Raw genomic sequence first — 15,952 nt, 5'->3', positions numbered from 1 at the left:
CTTTAACATTATCTTACAAGTTCATTAAAATACCGCCTTTCGTTAAGCTGATTTCTGATGAACTGGCCTTATTTAATCGATGCCGTACCCAAATTCGCCGATGCGGCAAAGCTGACGCTGGAATTGTCCGTTTACGGCGTTGTTTTGTCGTTGCTGTTCGGCCTGCCCGTCGCCGTGGTAACGGCATACCGCATCCGCCCCTTCTACGCATTGGCGCGCGCCTATATCGAGCTGTCGCGCAATACGCCCCTGCTGATCCAATTGTTTTTCCTATATTACGGTCTGCCGAAAATGGGCATCAAATGGGACGGTTTCACCTGCGGCGTAATCGCGCTGGTTTTCTTGGGCGCAAGCTATATGGCGGAAGCTGTCCGCGCCGGCATCCTCGCCGTCCCCAAAGGGCAGGTCGGAGCGGGCAAGGCAATCGGTTTGAGCCGCTTTCAAGTGTTCCGCTATGTCGAATTGCCGCAGGTTTGGGCGGTCGCCGTTCCCGCCATCGGCGCAAATATATTGTTTTTAATGAAAGAAACATCCGTCGTCAGCACGGTCGGCATTGCGGAATTGTTATTTGTTACCAAAGACGTCATCGGTATGGACTACAAAACCAATGAAGCCTTGTTCCTGCTGTTTGCCGCTTATTTGATTATCCTGCTGCCTGTTTCTTTGTTGGCGCGGCGGATTGAAAACCGCGTACGGAGTGCGAAATATGGCGTTTGAATGGCTGTTTGAAGGAAAAAATGCGGCACGGTTGGGCGAAGGCCTGCTCTTAACGGCACAAATTTCTTTAATCTCTGTTGCGGCTTCTTGCGTATTGGGCACGCTGTTCGGCTTGGTTTTGCGTTCGCGCAACCGGCTTGTCCGCTTTGTCGGACGGTTTTATCTCGAAACCATCCGAATCGTGCCGATTTTGGTGTGGCTGTTCGGCCTGTATTTCGGCCTATCCGTCTGGACAGGCATCCATATCGGCGGATTTTGGGTCTGCGTCTGGGTATTTTCCCTGTGGGGCGTTGCCGAAATGGGCGACTTGGTGCGCGGCGCACTGGAATCGATTGAAAAACACCAGGTCGAATCGGGTCTTGCGCTCGGCTTGAGCCGGGGGCAGGTATTCCGCTGCATCGAGCTGCCGCAAAGCATCCGCCGCGTATTGCCCGGCGCGGTCAACCTGTTCACGCGCATGATCAAAACCAGCTCGCTCGCCTGGCTTATCGGCGTGATCGAAGTCGTCAAAGTCGGGCAGCAAATTATTGAAAACTCGTTGCTGACGCAGCCCAATGCTTCATTTTGGGTTTACGGCCTGATTTTTATGCTGTATTTCTTCTGTTGCTGGCCGCTATCTCTACTGGCGGCAAAACTTGAACAAAAATGGGAACACTGACATGGCTTTACTGAGCATCCGCAAGCTGCACAAACAATACGGCAGCGTAACCGCCATCCAATCCTTAGACTTGGACTTGGAAAAAGGCGAAGTCATCGTACTGCTGGGCCCGTCCGGCTGCGGCAAATCCACCCTCCTGCGCTGCGTCAACGGTTTGGAGCCGCACCAAGGCGGCAGCATCGTGATGGACGGTGTCGGCGAATTCGGCAAAGACGTTTCCTGGCAAACCGCCCGGCAAAAAGTCGGTATGGTCTTTCAAAGCTACGAACTGTTTGCCCACATGACCGTCATCGAAAACATCCTCTTAGGCCCGGTAAAGGTACAAAACCGCGACCGTGCCGAAGCAGAGGCGCAAGCCGGCAAACTGTTGGAACGCGTCGGACTGCTAGACCGCAAAAACGCCTATCCGCGCGAACTTTCCGGCGGTCAGAAACAGCGCATCGCCATTGTCCGCGCCCTGTGCCTGAATCCGGAAGTCATCCTGCTGGACGAAATCACCGCCGCACTTGACCCCGAAATGGTGCGCGAAGTCTTGGAAGTGGTTTTGGAACTCGCCCGCGAAGGGATGAGTATGCTCATCGTAACCCACGAAATGGGGTTCGCACGCAAAGTTGCCGACCGCATCGTCTTTATGGACAAAGGCGGCATCGTCGAATCGTCCGACCCCGAAACCTTTTTTTCCGCACCAAAAAGCGAACGCGCCCGCCAATTTCTGGCAGGTATGGACTACTGATTTACCGCAAACCGTCCGAACCCTTTTCAGACGGCATTTCATAGGGCAGTGCTTTATGTGTCGTCCTGTGTGTTGAAACATCCCAAGCAAACATTCAAAAAGGAGATTTCCAATGAAATTGAACGCCAAACTCAAAGCCCTTTTGGCTTCCGCCGCCATCGCCGTCGGTCTGACCGCCTGCGGGGGCGGCTCCGGCGATGCCCAATCTTCACAAAGCAGCGGTGCGGCAACCGTTGCCGCCATCAAAGAAAAAGGCGTTATCCGCATCGGCGTATTCGGCGACAAACCCCCGTTCGGCTATGTTGACGCAAACGGCAAAAACCAAGGCTTTGACGTTGAAATCGCCAAAGACCTGGCCAAAGACCTGCTCGGCAGCCCCGACAAAGTCGAATTCGTCCTGACCGAGGCCGCAAACCGCGTCGAATACGTCCGTTCCGGCAAAGTCGACCTCATCCTCGCCAACTTTACCCAAACCCCCGAACGCGCCGAAGCCGTCGATTTCGCCGATCCTTACATGAAAGTGGCGTTGGGCGTGGTTTCCCCCAAAAACAAACCGATTACCGACATGGCGCAATTGAAAGACCAAACCCTGCTGGTCAACAAAGGCACCACCGCCGACGCTTTCTTCACCAAAAGCCATCCCGAAGTCAAGCTGTTGAAATTCGACCAAAACACTGAAACCTTCGACGCGCTGAAAGACGGTCGCGGCGTAGCACTCGCGCACGACAACGCCCTGCTGTGGGCGTGGGCGAAAGAAAACCCGAACTTTGAAGTCGCCATCGGCAATCTCGGTCCTGCCGAATTTATCGCCCCCGCCGTTCAAAAAGGCAACGCCGACCTCCTGAACTGGGTCAACGGCGAAATCGCCGCCATGAAAAAAGACGGCCGTCTGAAAGCCGCCTATGAAAAAACCCTCTTGCCCGTGTATGGCGAGAAAGTCAAACCGGAAGCATTGTTGGCCGAATAAGTTTGTTTGACAAGAAAATCCGTATCCGCATTTGAAGGCGGGTGCGGATTTTTTTCAGCCGCCGAAAATATTGCAAATTCAAAGGAAAAATCAACTATCTCATCGTTTTATTTATTTTATTATTCTTGCGCGTGCGGAAATCAAGTTCGTCCGGTTTTGCCTGTTTTTGAATTTCGGGAAACTTCCAAATCGTCATTCCAGATAAAACGCTTCAGCCTTATGTTTCCGGATGACCGTTTTCGCGGGATGACGGCGGAGCGTTTCTGTTATTCGGATAAATTCCTACGGTATTGAAACGGCAATAAGGTGTTTTCCTTTATTATATAATTTCAATGCAAAATGATATTTTTTGAACAAGCGTGCCGCAAAGCCGGAAAAAATGTTCAAGCCGCATCGGCGGCAGACGGGACGAAAAATGACGTTTGACGAATGGTTGGGCTTGTCAAAACTGCCTAAAATTGAAGCAAGGATGCTGCTGCAATATGTTTCGGAATATACGCGCGTGCAGTTGTTGACGCGGGGCGGGGAAGAAATGCCGGACGAAATCCGACAGCGGGCGGACAGGCTGGCGCAACGCCGTCTGAACGGCGAGCCGGTTGCCTATATTTTAGGTGTGCGCGAATTTTATGGCAGACGCTTTACAGTCAACCCGAACGTGCTGATTCCACGCCCCGAAACCGAACACTTGGTCGAAGCCGTATTGGCGCGCCTGCCCGAAAACGGGCGCGTGTGGGATTTGGGGACGGGCAGCGGCGCAGTTGCCGTAACCGTCGCGCTCGAACGCCCCGATGCGTTTGTGCGCGCATCCGACATCAGCACGCCCGCCCTTGAAACGGCGCGGAAAAATGCGGCGGATTTGGGCGCGCGGGTCGAATTTGCACACGGTTCGTGGTTCGACACCGATATGCCGTCTGAAAGGCAATGGGACATCATCGTGTCCAACCCGCCCTATATCGAAAACGGCGATAAACATTTGTCGCAAGGCGATTTGCGGTTTGAGCCGCAAATCGCGCTGACCGACTTTTCAGACGGCCTAAGCTGCATCCGCACCTTGGCGCAAGGCGCGCCCGACCGTTTGGCGGAAGGCGGTTTTTTGTTGTTGGAACACGGTTTCGATCAGGGCGCGGCGGTGCGCGGCGTGTTGGCGGAGAATGGTTTTTCGGGAGTGGAAATCCTGCCGGATTTGGCCGGTTTGGACAGGGTTACGCTGGGGAAGTATATGAAGCATTTGAAATAATTGTTTGCAAAATTGGCGGATTTTCCGTTATTGGGTTATGATGTGTTTTGATATGTAAACATTTATAGGTTTGGAGCGATAAACAATGAATGCAGTCGTAGTTGCCGTAATCGTTATGCTGGTGCTGTCGCTGTCGCGCGTGCACGTGGTATTGAGCCTGACGGTCGGCGCGTTTGTCGGCGGCGCGGTGGCGGGTATGCCGCTGCAAAACATTGCCGATGCGGCGGGACAGGTCAGTCAGGCGGGGATTATCCCCGTGTTCAACAAAGGTTTGGAAGGCGGCGCGAAGATTGCGCTTTCTTATGCGATGCTTGGTGCGTTTGCGATGGCGATTACCCATTCCGGCCTGCCGCAGCAGCTTGCCGGCGCGGTCGTCCGCAAGCTGAACCGGGGCGGTATGCCCGACAGCGTGCGTTCGGGCGAGGGCGCGGTCAAATGGCTGCTGCTTTCCATCATCCTTGTGATGGGCATTATGAGTCAGAACGTCATACCCATCCACATCGCCTTTATCCCGATGATTGTTCCGCCGCTGCTTTTGGTGTTTAACCGCCTGAAAATCGACCGCCGCCTGATTGCGTGCGTCATCACTTTCGGGCTGGTTACGACTTATATGTTCCTGCCTTACGGCTTCGGCGCGATTTTTTTGAACGAAATCCTGTTGGGCAACATCCATTCCGCCGCGCCGCAGCTTGATGTGAAAAACATCAACGTGATGGCGGCAATGGCGATTCCCGCATTGGGAATGCTGGCCGGACTCCTGCTGGCGTTTGTCCACTACCGCAAACCGCGACTGTACCAAAGCAACAATGCCGATACGGCGGGCAACGCCGATGCGGCAAACCGTCCGCAGCCGTCCGCCTACCGCAGCCTGGTTGCCGCCGCCGCCATCGCCGTATGCTTTGCCATACAGTTGATGTATGAAGATTCGCTGGTGTTGGGCGCGATGCTCGGTTTCGCCGTATTTATGATGTTGGGGGTCATTAACCGCGACAAGGCAAACGACGTATTCGGCGAAGGCATCAAGATGATGGCGATGGTCGGCTTCATTATGATTGCCGCGCAGGGTTTTGCCGCCGTGATGAATGCGACCGGGCATATTCAGCCGCTGGTGGAAAGCAGTATGGCGATATTCGGCAACAGCAAAGGTATGGCGGCGTTGGCGATGCTGGTGGTGGGGCTTTTGGTAACGATGGGCATCGGTTCGTCCTTTTCCACTTTGCCGATTATTGCCGCGATTTATGTGCCGCTGTGTACCGGTTTGGGCTTTTCGCCGCTTGCCACCGCCGCCATTGTCGGCACGGCGGGGGCGTTGGGCGATGCCGGTTCGCCCGCGTCCGATTCCACGCTGGGCCCGACGATGGGGCTGAACGCCGACGGGCGGCACGACCATATCCGCGATTCCGTCATCCCGACCTTCATCCACTACAACATCCCGCTTCTGATTGCCGGCTGGATTGCCGCGATGGTGCTGTAAATGGACGCGGTTCAAGAGTTGGAACGCCGTATTGTCGAACTGGAAATCCAAACCGCGCTTCAGGAGGACGTAATCTCCGGTCTGAACGCGATGGTGGCGGAATTGCGGCAGACGTTGGATTTGCAGCAGGCTCAGTTGAGGCTGCTGTATCAAAAAATGCAGGACAGGAATCCCGACGCGCAAGAGCCGTATTCCCTGCGCGACGAGATTCCGCCGCATTATTGATGCGCCGCCGTATCCGGATTTCCTTAAATAAAGGCTGTGTTTGAATATTCCGCCGGTGCAACCCTAAGATGTAACCTTAATCAGTCGGACAAAATGCCTTTTATCCGATGAAACCGGTTCTTGTCCGAACGGCGATGAGCGGCTTCCCCCGCTGCAAACAGATAAAACCAACCGGGTATTCAAACACAGCCAAAAAAAGCCGTCCGAACCCAAAGGGGACAGACGGCCAAACACATTACGGGGAAAACGTCTTACTCAATGAGTCTGCGAAACAGACATTGCTAAAACAACTGCAATTATAAGGTAAGTTTATTTTTTTGCAAAGAAATGTAAATTTTTAAATTTTTAAAACCGTTCCGCCGCATCCGTTCGGATGCCGTCTGAAACGGCGGCAGGGTTTTACCGTGCCGCGCCGCAAACCGGGCATTCGGGGTTGCGCGGCAGGTCGAAATATTGCCAGCCCCCTTCCAAGGCACGGTAAACCGCCAGCCTGCCGTGCGACGGTTCGCCCGCTTCCAGCAGGATTTTCAGAGCCTCCGCCGCCTGTGTGCAGCCGACGATGCCGACCAGCGGCGAGAGCACGCCGAAGAGGGAACAGATGCCGTCTGAAGCCGATCCGCCGTCGAACAGGCAGGCGTAACACGGCGAGTCGGGCAAGTCGGGACGGTATGCGGCAAGCTGTCCTTCAAAACGTACCGCCGCCCCTGAAACCAGCGGTGTTTTCGTTTGCACGCAGGCACGGTTGACCGCCTGCCGCGTGGCGTAGTTGTCGCAGCAGTCTAAAACGATGTCGGCGGTTTGAACCAAACCGGTCAGGCGGCAGCCGTCGAGTTTTTCGTTGACGGCGCGGACATCGACAGTATGGTTGATGCGTTTCAGGCGGCCTGCCAAGGTTTCGGCTTTAGGCTTGCCGACATCGCCCTCGTCAAATGCGACTTGGCGTTGCAGGTTGTGCAGCTCGACCGTGTCGGAATCGGCTATGGTCAGCGTGCCGACGCCCGAGGCGGCGAGATAGGGCAGGGCGGCGGCGCCCAATCCGCCGCAGCCGACGACCAAAATATGCGCGGCGGAAAGTTTCTGCTGCCCTTCGATGCCGATTTCGTCCAAGAGGATGTGGCGGCTGTACCGCAGCAGGAGTGCGTCGTCGTTGTCGTGTTCGGTCGCGGTCATGATGATGTTCGGAAAAAACAGTTGCGGGCGATTGTAACGCCGCCGTCGGGCGGCGTTCAACTTCAGACGGCATTTCGGGACATGAGTGGTTAAAGTGTGAACGGTTTGGCACGGATGCGGCATTTGAGGTACATTTACAGTATTTACGGCAATGAGAGGAAAATCATGCAACTGCATATCCTGAACAATCCGAAGGACGCGGCTTTGGCGGCGGACGCGGAATTTTTGAAACAGTCCCTGTTCAACCTCCTGCACGAAGAAGCCTCGCCGTTGGTTGTCGAAACGGTCAAACTCTTGTCCACTTCCGACGACAGCGCGGCATTGATTGAAAAAGTATTGCCGCAATTGGACGAACGGCAGACCTACGATCTGACGTTTGCCTGCGGGCTGTTCGCCCAGATTCTGAATATCGCCGAAGACGTGCACCACGAACGCCGCCGCCAAATCCACGAAGATGCCGGCCACAACGCAGCAGAAGGCAGCCTGACGGAAACCGTCCGCAGGCTCAAAGCGGGGAAAGCCGACGGCAAATCGGTGCAGCGGCAGTTGGACAATACGTCCGTTACCGCCGTTTTGACCGCGCACCCGACCGAAGTGCAACGCCAAACCGTTTTGAATTTCAACCGCCGCATCCGCGCGCTGCTGCCGCAACGCGAACGCTGCACCAATGCCGACGCGCTGGCACGGCTGCGCCGCGAAATCGACACCGTGCTTCTGGGCTTGTGGCAGACCAGCGAAACGCGCCGCCACAAACTCAGCGTCAACGACGAAATCAACAACGGCGTGTCCATCTTCCCGATGAGCTTTTTTGAAGCCCTGCCCAAACTCTACCGCAAGATGGAACACGACTTTCAGACGGCCTATCCCGATGTCCGCGTTCCGAACATCCTTAAAATCGGCGGCTGGATCGGCGGCGACCGCGACGGCAATCCGTTTGTTTCTGGCGAAACCCTGCGCTTTGCCTTCCGCCGCCACGCCGATGCCGTGTTCCGTTTTTACCGCAGCGAACTCGACAAACTTTACCGCGAACTGCCGCTTTCCATCCGCCGCGTCAAAGTCAACGACGACGTAATGGCACTGGCAGCCCTCTCGCCTGACGAAGAAATCGCCCGCACCGAAGAACCTTACCGCCGCGCCATTGCCTACATTATGGCGCGCGCTATGGGCAAAGCGCGCTCGCTCGGTTTGGGCATGGGCTGCAAATTCGGCTTTCTCGAGCCTTATGCTTCGGCCCAAAAATTTCTCGATGATTTGAAAAAATTGCAACGTTCCCTTATCGACAACGGCAGCCGCCTGCTTGCCGAAGGCCGTTTGGCAGACCTCATCCGTTCCGTGTCCGTGTTCGGCTTCCACATGATGCCGCTCGACCTGCGCCAACACGCAGGCAAACACGCCGATGTGGTTGCCGAGCTTTTCCAACACGCAGGCTTGGAAGACTACAACAGCCTGAACGAAGAGCAAAAACAAGCCGCCTTGTTGCGCGAATTGGGCCACCAACGTCCGCTGTACAGCCCGTTCATCACATACAGCGACCATACCCGCCGCGAATTGGCGATTTTCAACGAAGCGCGCAAAATCAAAGACGAATTTGGCGAAGATGCCGTAACACAAAGCATTATTTCCAACTGCGAACAACCCGGCGACCTGCTCGCCTTGGCATTGCTGCTGAAAGAAAGCGGCCTGTTGGCGGTGGAAAACGGCAAACCGCACAGCCGCATCAACATCGTGCCTCTGTTTGAAACCATCGAAGCGCTCGAAAATGCCTGTCCGGTCATGGAAACCATGTTCCGCCTCGACTGGTATGATGCCCTGCTCGAAAGCCGCGGCAACATCCAAGAAATCATGCTCGGCTATTCCGACTCCAACAAAGACGGCGGCTACGTTACCAGCTCATGGTGTCTGCATCAGGCGGAATTGGGCTTGGTCGAACTCTTCAAAAAATACGATGTCCGTATGCGCTTGTTCCACGGTCGAGGCGGCAGCGTCGGACGCGGCGGCGGCCCGTCTTACCAAGCCATCTTGGCGCAACCCGCAGGCAGCGTTGCCGGACAAATCCGCATTACCGAGCAAGGCGAAGTCATCACCGCCAAATACGCCGACCCCGGCAACGCCCAACGCAACTTGGAAACCTTGGTTGCCGCGACTTTGGAAGCCAGCATCCTGCCGGATAAAAAAGACCCTGATGCCAAACTGATGCAGGCATTGTCGGACGTATCGTTCAAATACTACCGCGAACTGATTACCCACCCCGACTTCATCGACTACTTCCTGCAAACCAGCCCGATTCAGGAAATCGCCACCCTCAACCTCGGCAGCCGTCCCGCCAGCCGCAAAACCCTGGCGCGAATTCAGGATTTACGCGCGATTCCGTGGGTATTCTCCTGGATGCAGAACCGCCTCATGCTGCCGGCTTGGTACGGTTTCGGCAGCGCGGTGGAAACCTTGTGCGAAGGCAGCCCCGAAACCCTCGCCGCCCTGCGCGGACACGCCCAAAACAACCCCTTCTTCCAAGCGATGCTCTCCAATATGGAACAAGTGATGGCGAAAACCGACATCACCTTGGCGGAAAACTACGCCGGTTTGAGCGAATCACCCGAAAAGGCAAAAGTCATCTTCGGCATGATTAAGGAAGAATACCGACGCAGCCGCAAAGCCCTGCTCGACCTGCTGCAAACCGAAGAACTTTTGCGCGACAACCGCAGCCTCGCCCGTTCGCTCGCTTTGAGGATTCCATACCTGAACGCGCTCAACGGTTTGCAAGTCGCCATGCTCAAACGCCTGCGCAAAGAACCCGACAATCCGCACGCCCTGCTGATGGTGCACCTGACCATCAACGGCGTGGCGCAAGGTTTGCGCAATACCGGCTGATAGTGCCGCATCGGGGTAAAATGCCGTCTGAACGCCTTTCAGACGGCATTTACCTGACCGCACTTGCAGAGAAACACCGATTGTTTTAAAGTGAACGGCAGTGATATGTTGAAAGACGACCAATGAAAATTACCGTTATCGGCGCAGGTTCGTGGGGTACGGCGCTCGCCCTGCATTTTTCCCAACACGGCAACCGCGTATCCCTGTGGACGCGCAACGCAGACCAAGTCCGCCAAATGCAGGAAGCGCGTGAAAACAAACGCGGACTGCCCGGCTTTTCCTTTCCCGAAACCTTGGAAGTGTGTGCGGATTTGGCAGAGGCGCTCAAAGACAGCGGACTTGTCCTTATCGTAACCTCCGTTGCCGGATTGAGAAGCAGCGCAGAGCTGCTCAAACAGTACGGCGCGGGACACCTCCCCGTCCTCGCCGCCTGCAAAGGCTTCGAGCAGGATACAGGGCTGCTGACCTTCCAAGTCTTGAAAGAAGTATTGCCCGACAATAAGAAAATCGGCGTACTTTCCGGTCCGAGTTTTGCACAGGAACTCGCCAAACAACTGCCCTGCGCCGTCGTCCTCGCCTCCGAAAACCAAGAGTGGATTGAAGAACTCGTACCGCAGCTCAACACGACCGTCATGAGGCTTTACGGCAGTACCGACGTTATCGGCGTGGCAGTAGGCGGTTCAGTCAAAAACGTCATGGCAATCGCTACCGGACTCTCCGACGGACTCGAATACGGACTCAACGCCCGTGCCGCACTGGTTACGCGCGGACTGGCCGAAATCACCCGCCTTGCCTCCGCAATGGGCGCGCAGCCCAAAACCATGATGGGGCTTGCCGGCATCGGCGATCTCATCTTGACCTGTACCGGTGCACTTTCGCGCAACCGCCGCGTCGGCTTGGGTTTGGCAGAAGGCAAGGAACTGCATCAGGTGCTGGTCGAAATCGGGCACGTTTCCGAAGGGGTCAGCACCATAGAAGAAGTCTTCAATACCGCCTGCAAATACCAAATCGATATGCCGATTACCCAAACCCTGCTGCAACTCATCCGCAAAGAAATGACCCCTCAGCAGGTCGTCGAAAGGCTGATGGAACGCAGCGCGCGTTTCGAATAAACAACAAACAGATGCCGTCTGAACCCCCAGACGGCATACAGACAGGTAAGGTCATGAAACAAAATATCGAAAAACTCGAAAGCAGCGTTTATACGTTGGTACAAAAATTCGAAACCCTCGTCAGCGAAAACCGCCGCCTCAAAGAAACCGTCGCCGAACTCGAACGGGCGCACGAGCGGCAAAAACTCGAACACGAGACCGCCGTCGACGAACTCAGCGAAGCCCTGCTCGTCCAAGTCGGCAAACTCAAAGAAGACCTGCAAAACAAAATCGACAGCCTGACGGAAGAAAATGCACGATACCGCGCCCTGCTCGAACAGAGCAGGGAGAAAATCAGCGCACTGGCAGCGCGCCTCCCCCAACGGCAGGAAACGCAGCAATAAGGATTAAAGGATGAACATCGAACAAGTCTACATCGAAGTCATGCACGCCCGGCTGACCGTCAACACGCCGGCAGAAGAAAAAGACACACTGTTGCAGGCAGTCGGAATGCTCAACGGCAAAGCCGAAGCCATCCGCGAAGGCGGCCGCGTCGCGGACAGCGAAAAAATCGTCATTATGGCCGCGCTCAACGTCGTCCACGACCTATTGAAAACCTCCCTGAACGGCGGCGATTTGGCAATCGGCGATTTTGCGCGTAAAATAACCGATATGGACAACGCCTGCCAAAAGGCACTATCCCGCTTGGGGCAGGAATAACCCCTTTTTCCCTGCGGTGTCCGCGAAGGCATATATTCCTTTGAACCAATAAGTTCGCTTAAGGTTGCCGGGAGCAGTAGTGGGCGCGAGCGTCCTTTTGCGGACGCACCCGAAACTACCCGGGGCAGCCGCCTTGTCAGCAAGGTTCAAGCGGATTCGGCCGAAACGGCTCTCGCGGGGATTCCCATTCAAAACCGCATCGCAACGATGCGGTTTTTCACATTGGCCGCCGCCCCGCCCGAAAAAGCAGTATGCAGTCTGCCGAAATCCGGAAAATCCTTCCGTAACGCGGTAATGCGATTGACAAAATCAAATCCTGTCTTTAAAATCCATAACTTTCTATATCTATCTGGATTTCCACTATGAAAACCTTTTCAGCGAAACCCCACGAGGTGAAGCGCGAATGGTTCGTCATCGATGCCCAAGACAAAGTCTTGGGTCGCGTTGCAACCGAAGTCGCCAGCCGTCTGCGTGGCAAACACAAACCTGAATACACCCCCCACGTCGATACCGGCGATTACATCATCGTCATCAATGCGGACAAACTGCGTGTAACCGGTGCCAAATTCGAAGATAAAAAATACTTCCGCCATTCCGGTTTTCCAGGCGGCATCTACGAGCGCACTTTCCGCGAAATGCAAGATCAATTCCCGGGCCGCGCTTTGGAGCAGGCTGTAAAAGGTATGCTGCCCAAAGGTCCGCTGGGTTACGCCATGATTAAAAAACTGAAAGTGTACGCTGGTGCGGAGCATGCCCATGCTGCGCAACAACCCAAAGTTTTGGAACTGAAATAATAAGGACACGACATGAACGGTAAATACTACTACGGCACAGGCCGCCGCAAAAGTTCAGTGGCTCGTGTATTCCTGACTAAAGGTACGGGTCAAATCATCGTAAACGGCCGTCCCGTTGACGAATTCTTCGCACGCGAAACCAGCCGTATGGTTGTCCGCCAACCTCTGGTTCTGACTGAAAACGCCGAATCTCTCGACATCAAAGTAAATGTTGTCGGCGGCGGCGAAACCGGCCAGTCCGGCGCAATCCGCCACGGTATTACCCGTGCCCTGATTGATTTTGACGCTGCTTTGAAACCTGCCTTGTCTCAAGCCGGTTTCGTTACCCGCGATGCGCGCGAAGTCGAACGTAAAAAACCGGGTCTGCGCAAAGCACGCCGTGCAAAACAATTCTCCAAACGTTGATTTTGGAAATTCAAAAAACCCTGCTTATCGCAGGGTTTTTTATTTGTAACAGGCGGTTTCCCATTGGTAATCTAAAGATTACGGATTGGGCAAAAATCAAAAACAGCACCGGTATCGACTACACGGACGAACTGACCGTCAGGGATGGCTGTTACTGGAGAGGACATCGTATTTCTACTTTGTAAAATAACTTTTAATTTATTTAGAGTTATTGAAAAAATAGAACGGCTATTTCAACTAGCCTATAAAAATGGCAATCTATTAGGGTTAGCATAGGTGTCGCCGCCGCCGTTCAAGCCGATCAGTAAAGGAACAGTTTCCTAGTTTTTAGCTAACCTGTATTATATAATGGGGAGAATATCTTAAATAACCAAGCATCCTTAATCATAATTTAGAGAAATTATTTTTTCAGAGTCTAACTCTTTTAATATGATTAACTTATTAACTTTATCTATTTCCCAGTCTGATATTATATCGGTAGATACTGAATTCTCTCTTATTAAATTTTTATCTGTAATAATTGCACCCAACTCATGAATAATACAAATTTTTTGATTATCCAATAAATAAATATCAAAAACTATTCCATCTATATTTAGTATGTTAACTTTTGAATTTTGTATAGAAATACAAAAAACGACTGAATCAAATCCGATAAAAATATTTTTATCATCAAGCATTAATACTTTTGGGGGAATACTTATGCAAGAAACAGCTAATCCAATACCTATATTGAATTCTTTATAAAAAGAAAGAATAAAACATCGATAAATCTCTTTTCCTCCCTCTTGTAGAATAATATATTTTTGATAGGTGTTTATTAAATAGTCTTCTAACTCTCTTATGGAGTTATAAGGATATTTCGTTAATCTCATTATTTTGTTCCATGTCTAAAACGTCCTGTTGATCCATATATTTCACCCGTTATGAGTCTGTTCCCATCTCATATAGTTTCAAGTTTAACAACCCCTTGAGGCTATGTTAAAAGAGTTTCTCTAATAACTATTCCGTTTTCTTAAATATAAAAAAATAGAAAAATAGCCCGGGTATAGTTTGAACAAGGGAAATCAGACCGGTTCCAACTCACTTAATCCGGGCAAGTCCGCGAAGCCGCGTTCACGTATGATTTGGCAAAAGTTGTTCAGATAACTTTTATCTGTGTCTTCAGTGCGGATGGCGGCATACAGTTTGCTTTGCAGTCCGTCGGCAGTAATTTGGCGGTGGACGACATAGCCTTTTTCAAGGTAGGGCATGACTGTCCAATAGGGAAGGGCGGCAATGCCACGTCTGCTGGCAACCAGTTGGATAATGGCGATGGTCAGCTCGCTGTGCCGGCGCGGCGGGTTGATGTTTTTCGGAATCAGGATTTTTTTGGGTAAATCCAGCATCTCGTCGGGAACGGGATAGGTAATCAGGGTTTCCCCGATAAAGTCTTCCGCCGTCCAAACGTTTTTGGCGGCAAGCGGATGGTCCGGGGCGCAAATGCCGACCATTTCGTAGGCAAACAGTGGGTGGAAGCTGATGCTGCTTTGTTTTTCGGCTTCGGAGACAATGGCGAGGTCGGCGCGGTGTTGCAGCAGCAGCCCGACGGAATCCGCTTGGAATCCTGATACGATATCCAGTTCGACTTGGAGCCACATCGGGCGGAATTCGCCCATGGCGGGCATCAGCCAGTCGAAACAGGTATGGCATTCGACGGCAATCCGCAGCTCTCCCGCCTCCCCTTCCGTGATTCGCGCCAAATCTCGTTCTGCAACAGCAACTTGAGGTATCAGTTCGTGGGCGAGGCGCAGCAGCCTTTCGCCCACCGGGGTAAAGCGCAGGGGCGTGGATTTGCGTTCGAACAGCGGCGTGCCGTAGTGGTTTTCGAGCATACGGATCTGGTGGGAAAGGGCGGATTGGGTAAGGAAAACCCGTTTGGCGGCAAGGGAGACGCTGCCGGTTTCTTCAAGTGCCAGCAGGGTTTTGAGGTGGCGCAATTCGATAATGGAATCCATGGGGCTTCAGACGGCATATTGAACCGGCGCATATTAAAATAATTCATATGCGGGTGCAAATCGGAAAAATGGGCGTTTCGGGCATTTGCGGTTAGAATGCCCGCTTGTTTGGAAATGACAGGAAAAATATGGTTTTGCGCAGAGATTTTTTAGCCTGGTGCGACGAAACGTTGCAGACGGCATCGTTTAAAGATTACGCCCCCAATGGTTTGCAGGTTGAAGGGAGGGAATATATCGGGAAAATCGTTACGTCGGTAACGGCAAGCAGGGCAGCGATTGATTTTGCTGTGGAGCAGAAGGCAGATTTGCTTTTGGTGCATCACGGTATGTTCTGGAAAAGCGAGCTGCCGACCGTTACCGGTTGGAAAAAAGAACGGATTGCCGCACTGTTACGGCACGACATCAATATGGCAGGCTACCATCTGCCCCTGGATGTGCATCCCATACTGGGCAACAATGCCCAACTCGCCGACAGATTGGGTTTTGCGACAGAAAAACGGTTCGGCGAACAAAACCTGCTCAACTCGGGCAGCCTGAAACAAGCCAAGACACTCGGCGCATTGGCGGCGCATATTGAAACAGTTTTGCGACGTAAGCCTGTCGTCATCGGCAAACCCGAACGCGAAATCCGACGGGTCGCATGGTGTACCGGCGGTGCACAGGGCTTTTTTCAGACGGCAATAGATGAAGGCGTCGATCTGTATCTGACGGGTGAAATTTCCGAAGCCCAATACCACCTCGCCAATGAAACGGGTACGGCTTTCATTTCGGCAGGGCATCACGCGACGGAACGTTACGGCGTACGCGCGCTGGCAGAATCGGCGGCAGAGGTTTTCGGGTTGGAAGTGTGCCATTTTGACGAAAACAACCCGGCTTGAGTCTTGAGAAATATCATA

General features: G+C 53.3%; 17 protein-coding genes and 1 other RNA gene. 15 read left to right on the top strand and 3 right to left on the bottom strand.

Annotated features, from left to right (window positions below):
• Positions 1-57 precede the first annotated feature (57 nt).
• The 7 genes from DFR77_RS05625 to DFR77_RS05595 all read left to right on the top strand — a co-directional run bounded on the left by DFR77_RS05625 (position 58) and on the right by DFR77_RS05595 (position 6,011).
• Positions 58-717, top strand: a complete 660-nt coding sequence (locus DFR77_RS05625) for an amino acid ABC transporter permease (protein WP_003686917.1) — start codon at positions 58-60, stop codon at positions 715-717.
• On the top strand, positions 707-1,375 hold the full coding sequence (locus tag DFR77_RS05620; RefSeq protein ID WP_047924682.1) for an amino acid ABC transporter permease: 669 nt from the start codon (positions 707-709) through the stop codon (positions 1,373-1,375). Before DFR77_RS05625 ends, DFR77_RS05620 begins: the two co-directional genes overlap by 11 nt.
• Before the next feature lies 1 nt (position 1,376).
• Positions 1,377-2,108, top strand: coding sequence for an amino acid ABC transporter ATP-binding protein (locus DFR77_RS05615; protein ID WP_003686921.1), 732 nt, complete (start codon positions 1,377-1,379; stop codon positions 2,106-2,108).
• Positions 2,109-2,220: 112 nt separating this feature from the next.
• Positions 2,221-3,075 carry an amino acid ABC transporter substrate-binding protein gene (locus DFR77_RS05610; protein WP_003704691.1) on the top strand — a complete coding sequence of 285 codons (855 nt, stop codon included), beginning with the start codon at positions 2,221-2,223 and terminating at the stop codon, positions 3,073-3,075.
• A 415-nt stretch (positions 3,076-3,490) separates the two neighbouring features.
• Positions 3,491-4,312: a peptide chain release factor N(5)-glutamine methyltransferase gene (prmC, locus tag DFR77_RS05605; protein WP_010355833.1), complete on the top strand. Its 822-nt coding sequence runs from the start codon at positions 3,491-3,493 to the stop codon at positions 4,310-4,312.
• Positions 4,313-4,397: 85 nt separating this feature from the next.
• Entirely contained in the window at positions 4,398-5,786 is a 1,389-nt protein-coding gene (locus DFR77_RS05600; RefSeq protein WP_003686927.1) for a Na+/H+ antiporter family protein, read from the top strand.
• The gene (locus DFR77_RS05595) at positions 5,787-6,011 is read left to right on the top strand and encodes a SlyX family protein (RefSeq protein WP_003686929.1); all 225 of its coding nucleotides are present in this window, start codon (positions 5,787-5,789) and stop codon (positions 6,009-6,011) included.
• Between the two features lie 399 nt (positions 6,012-6,410).
• Here DFR77_RS05595 and DFR77_RS05580 read toward each other — a convergent pair whose 3' ends face one another.
• Positions 6,411-7,304, bottom strand: a complete 894-nt coding sequence (locus tag DFR77_RS05580) for a HesA/MoeB/ThiF family protein (RefSeq protein WP_003686936.1) — start codon at positions 7,302-7,304, stop codon at positions 6,411-6,413.
• Between the two features lie 42 nt (positions 7,305-7,346).
• On the opposite strand from DFR77_RS05580, the gene ppc reads away from it, so the two are divergent.
• From ppc to rpsI, 7 genes are all read left to right on the top strand, one after another.
• Positions 7,347-10,049 (top strand): phosphoenolpyruvate carboxylase, encoded by a 2,703-nt coding sequence (gene ppc / locus DFR77_RS05575; protein ID WP_082285319.1) that lies wholly within the window; start codon positions 7,347-7,349, stop codon positions 10,047-10,049.
• Between the two features lie 122 nt (positions 10,050-10,171).
• On the top strand, positions 10,172-11,161 hold the full coding sequence (locus DFR77_RS05570) for an NAD(P)H-dependent glycerol-3-phosphate dehydrogenase (protein ID WP_003686938.1): 990 nt from the start codon (positions 10,172-10,174) through the stop codon (positions 11,159-11,161).
• A 53-nt stretch (positions 11,162-11,214) separates the two neighbouring features.
• The gene (locus tag DFR77_RS05565; RefSeq protein WP_003686940.1) at positions 11,215-11,544 is read left to right on the top strand and encodes a hypothetical protein; all 330 of its coding nucleotides are present in this window, start codon (positions 11,215-11,217) and stop codon (positions 11,542-11,544) included.
• A gap of 10 nt (positions 11,545-11,554) precedes the next feature.
• Positions 11,555-11,860, top strand: coding sequence for a cell division protein ZapA (locus tag DFR77_RS05560; RefSeq protein ID WP_003686942.1), 306 nt, complete (start codon positions 11,555-11,557; stop codon positions 11,858-11,860).
• Positions 11,861-11,865: 5 nt separating this feature from the next.
• A non-coding RNA gene (gene ssrS, locus DFR77_RS05555) (6S RNA) lies at positions 11,866-12,045 on the top strand.
• A gap of 177 nt (positions 12,046-12,222) precedes the next feature.
• Complete coding sequence (gene rplM / locus DFR77_RS05550) at positions 12,223-12,654, top strand: 50S ribosomal protein L13 (protein WP_003686944.1); 432 nt, start codon at positions 12,223-12,225, stop codon at positions 12,652-12,654.
• A gap of 12 nt (positions 12,655-12,666) precedes the next feature.
• Positions 12,667-13,059, top strand: coding sequence for a 30S ribosomal protein S9 (gene rpsI, locus DFR77_RS05545; protein ID WP_003686946.1), 393 nt, complete (start codon positions 12,667-12,669; stop codon positions 13,057-13,059).
• Between the two features lie 380 nt (positions 13,060-13,439).
• On the opposite strand, the gene DFR77_RS05535 is transcribed toward rpsI, so the two are convergent.
• The gene (locus tag DFR77_RS05535) at positions 13,440-13,934 is read right to left on the bottom strand and encodes a hypothetical protein (RefSeq protein WP_003694428.1); all 495 of its coding nucleotides are present in this window, start codon (positions 13,932-13,934) and stop codon (positions 13,440-13,442) included.
• A gap of 192 nt (positions 13,935-14,126) precedes the next feature.
• Positions 14,127-15,056 (bottom strand): LysR family transcriptional regulator, encoded by a 930-nt coding sequence (locus DFR77_RS05530; RefSeq protein ID WP_113852059.1) that lies wholly within the window; start codon positions 15,054-15,056, stop codon positions 14,127-14,129.
• A 128-nt stretch (positions 15,057-15,184) separates the two neighbouring features.
• Here DFR77_RS05530 and DFR77_RS05525 point away from each other — a divergent pair, with 128 nt between their 5' ends.
• Positions 15,185-15,934: a Nif3-like dinuclear metal center hexameric protein gene (locus DFR77_RS05525; protein ID WP_113852058.1), complete on the top strand. Its 750-nt coding sequence runs from the start codon at positions 15,185-15,187 to the stop codon at positions 15,932-15,934.
• Positions 15,935-15,952: the final 18 nt, after the last annotated feature.

This window comes from Neisseria gonorrhoeae, from assembly GCF_003315235.1.
GTDB lineage: Bacteria > Pseudomonadota > Gammaproteobacteria > Burkholderiales > Neisseriaceae > Neisseria > Neisseria gonorrhoeae.
Note: the sequence above shows the minus strand (reverse complement) of the source record. Positions and strands in the feature narration are given on the sequence as shown.

What these genes read in the sequence shown, in the direction of transcription:
- DFR77_RS05625 (WP_003686917.1), top strand. Translation starts at nt 58, where the DNA reads ATGAACTGGCCTTATTTAATCGATGCCGTACCCAAATTCGCCGATGCG.
- DFR77_RS05620 (WP_047924682.1), top strand. Translation starts at nt 707, where the DNA reads ATGGCGTTTGAATGGCTGTTTGAAGGAAAAAATGCGGCACGGTTGGGC.
- DFR77_RS05615 (WP_003686921.1), top strand. Translation starts at nt 1,377, where the DNA reads ATGGCTTTACTGAGCATCCGCAAGCTGCACAAACAATACGGCAGCGTA.
- DFR77_RS05610 (WP_003704691.1), top strand. Translation starts at nt 2,221, where the DNA reads ATGAAATTGAACGCCAAACTCAAAGCCCTTTTGGCTTCCGCCGCCATC.
- prmC (WP_010355833.1), top strand. Translation starts at nt 3,491, where the DNA reads ATGACGTTTGACGAATGGTTGGGCTTGTCAAAACTGCCTAAAATTGAA.
- DFR77_RS05600 (WP_003686927.1), top strand. Translation starts at nt 4,398, where the DNA reads ATGAATGCAGTCGTAGTTGCCGTAATCGTTATGCTGGTGCTGTCGCTG.
- DFR77_RS05595 (WP_003686929.1), top strand. Translation starts at nt 5,787, where the DNA reads ATGGACGCGGTTCAAGAGTTGGAACGCCGTATTGTCGAACTGGAAATC.
- DFR77_RS05580 (WP_003686936.1), bottom strand. Translation starts at nt 7,304, where the DNA reads ATGCCGCATCCGTGCCAAACCGTTCACACTTTAACCACTCATGTCCCG.
- ppc (WP_082285319.1), top strand. Translation starts at nt 7,347, where the DNA reads ATGCAACTGCATATCCTGAACAATCCGAAGGACGCGGCTTTGGCGGCG.
- DFR77_RS05570 (WP_003686938.1), top strand. Translation starts at nt 10,172, where the DNA reads ATGAAAATTACCGTTATCGGCGCAGGTTCGTGGGGTACGGCGCTCGCC.
- DFR77_RS05565 (WP_003686940.1), top strand. Translation starts at nt 11,215, where the DNA reads ATGAAACAAAATATCGAAAAACTCGAAAGCAGCGTTTATACGTTGGTA.
- DFR77_RS05560 (WP_003686942.1), top strand. Translation starts at nt 11,555, where the DNA reads ATGAACATCGAACAAGTCTACATCGAAGTCATGCACGCCCGGCTGACC.
- rplM (WP_003686944.1), top strand. Translation starts at nt 12,223, where the DNA reads ATGAAAACCTTTTCAGCGAAACCCCACGAGGTGAAGCGCGAATGGTTC.
- rpsI (WP_003686946.1), top strand. Translation starts at nt 12,667, where the DNA reads ATGAACGGTAAATACTACTACGGCACAGGCCGCCGCAAAAGTTCAGTG.
- DFR77_RS05535 (WP_003694428.1), bottom strand. Translation starts at nt 13,934, where the DNA reads ATGAGATTAACGAAATATCCTTATAACTCCATAAGAGAGTTAGAAGAC.
- DFR77_RS05530 (WP_113852059.1), bottom strand. Translation starts at nt 15,056, where the DNA reads ATGGATTCCATTATCGAATTGCGCCACCTCAAAACCCTGCTGGCACTT.
- DFR77_RS05525 (WP_113852058.1), top strand. Translation starts at nt 15,185, where the DNA reads ATGGTTTTGCGCAGAGATTTTTTAGCCTGGTGCGACGAAACGTTGCAG.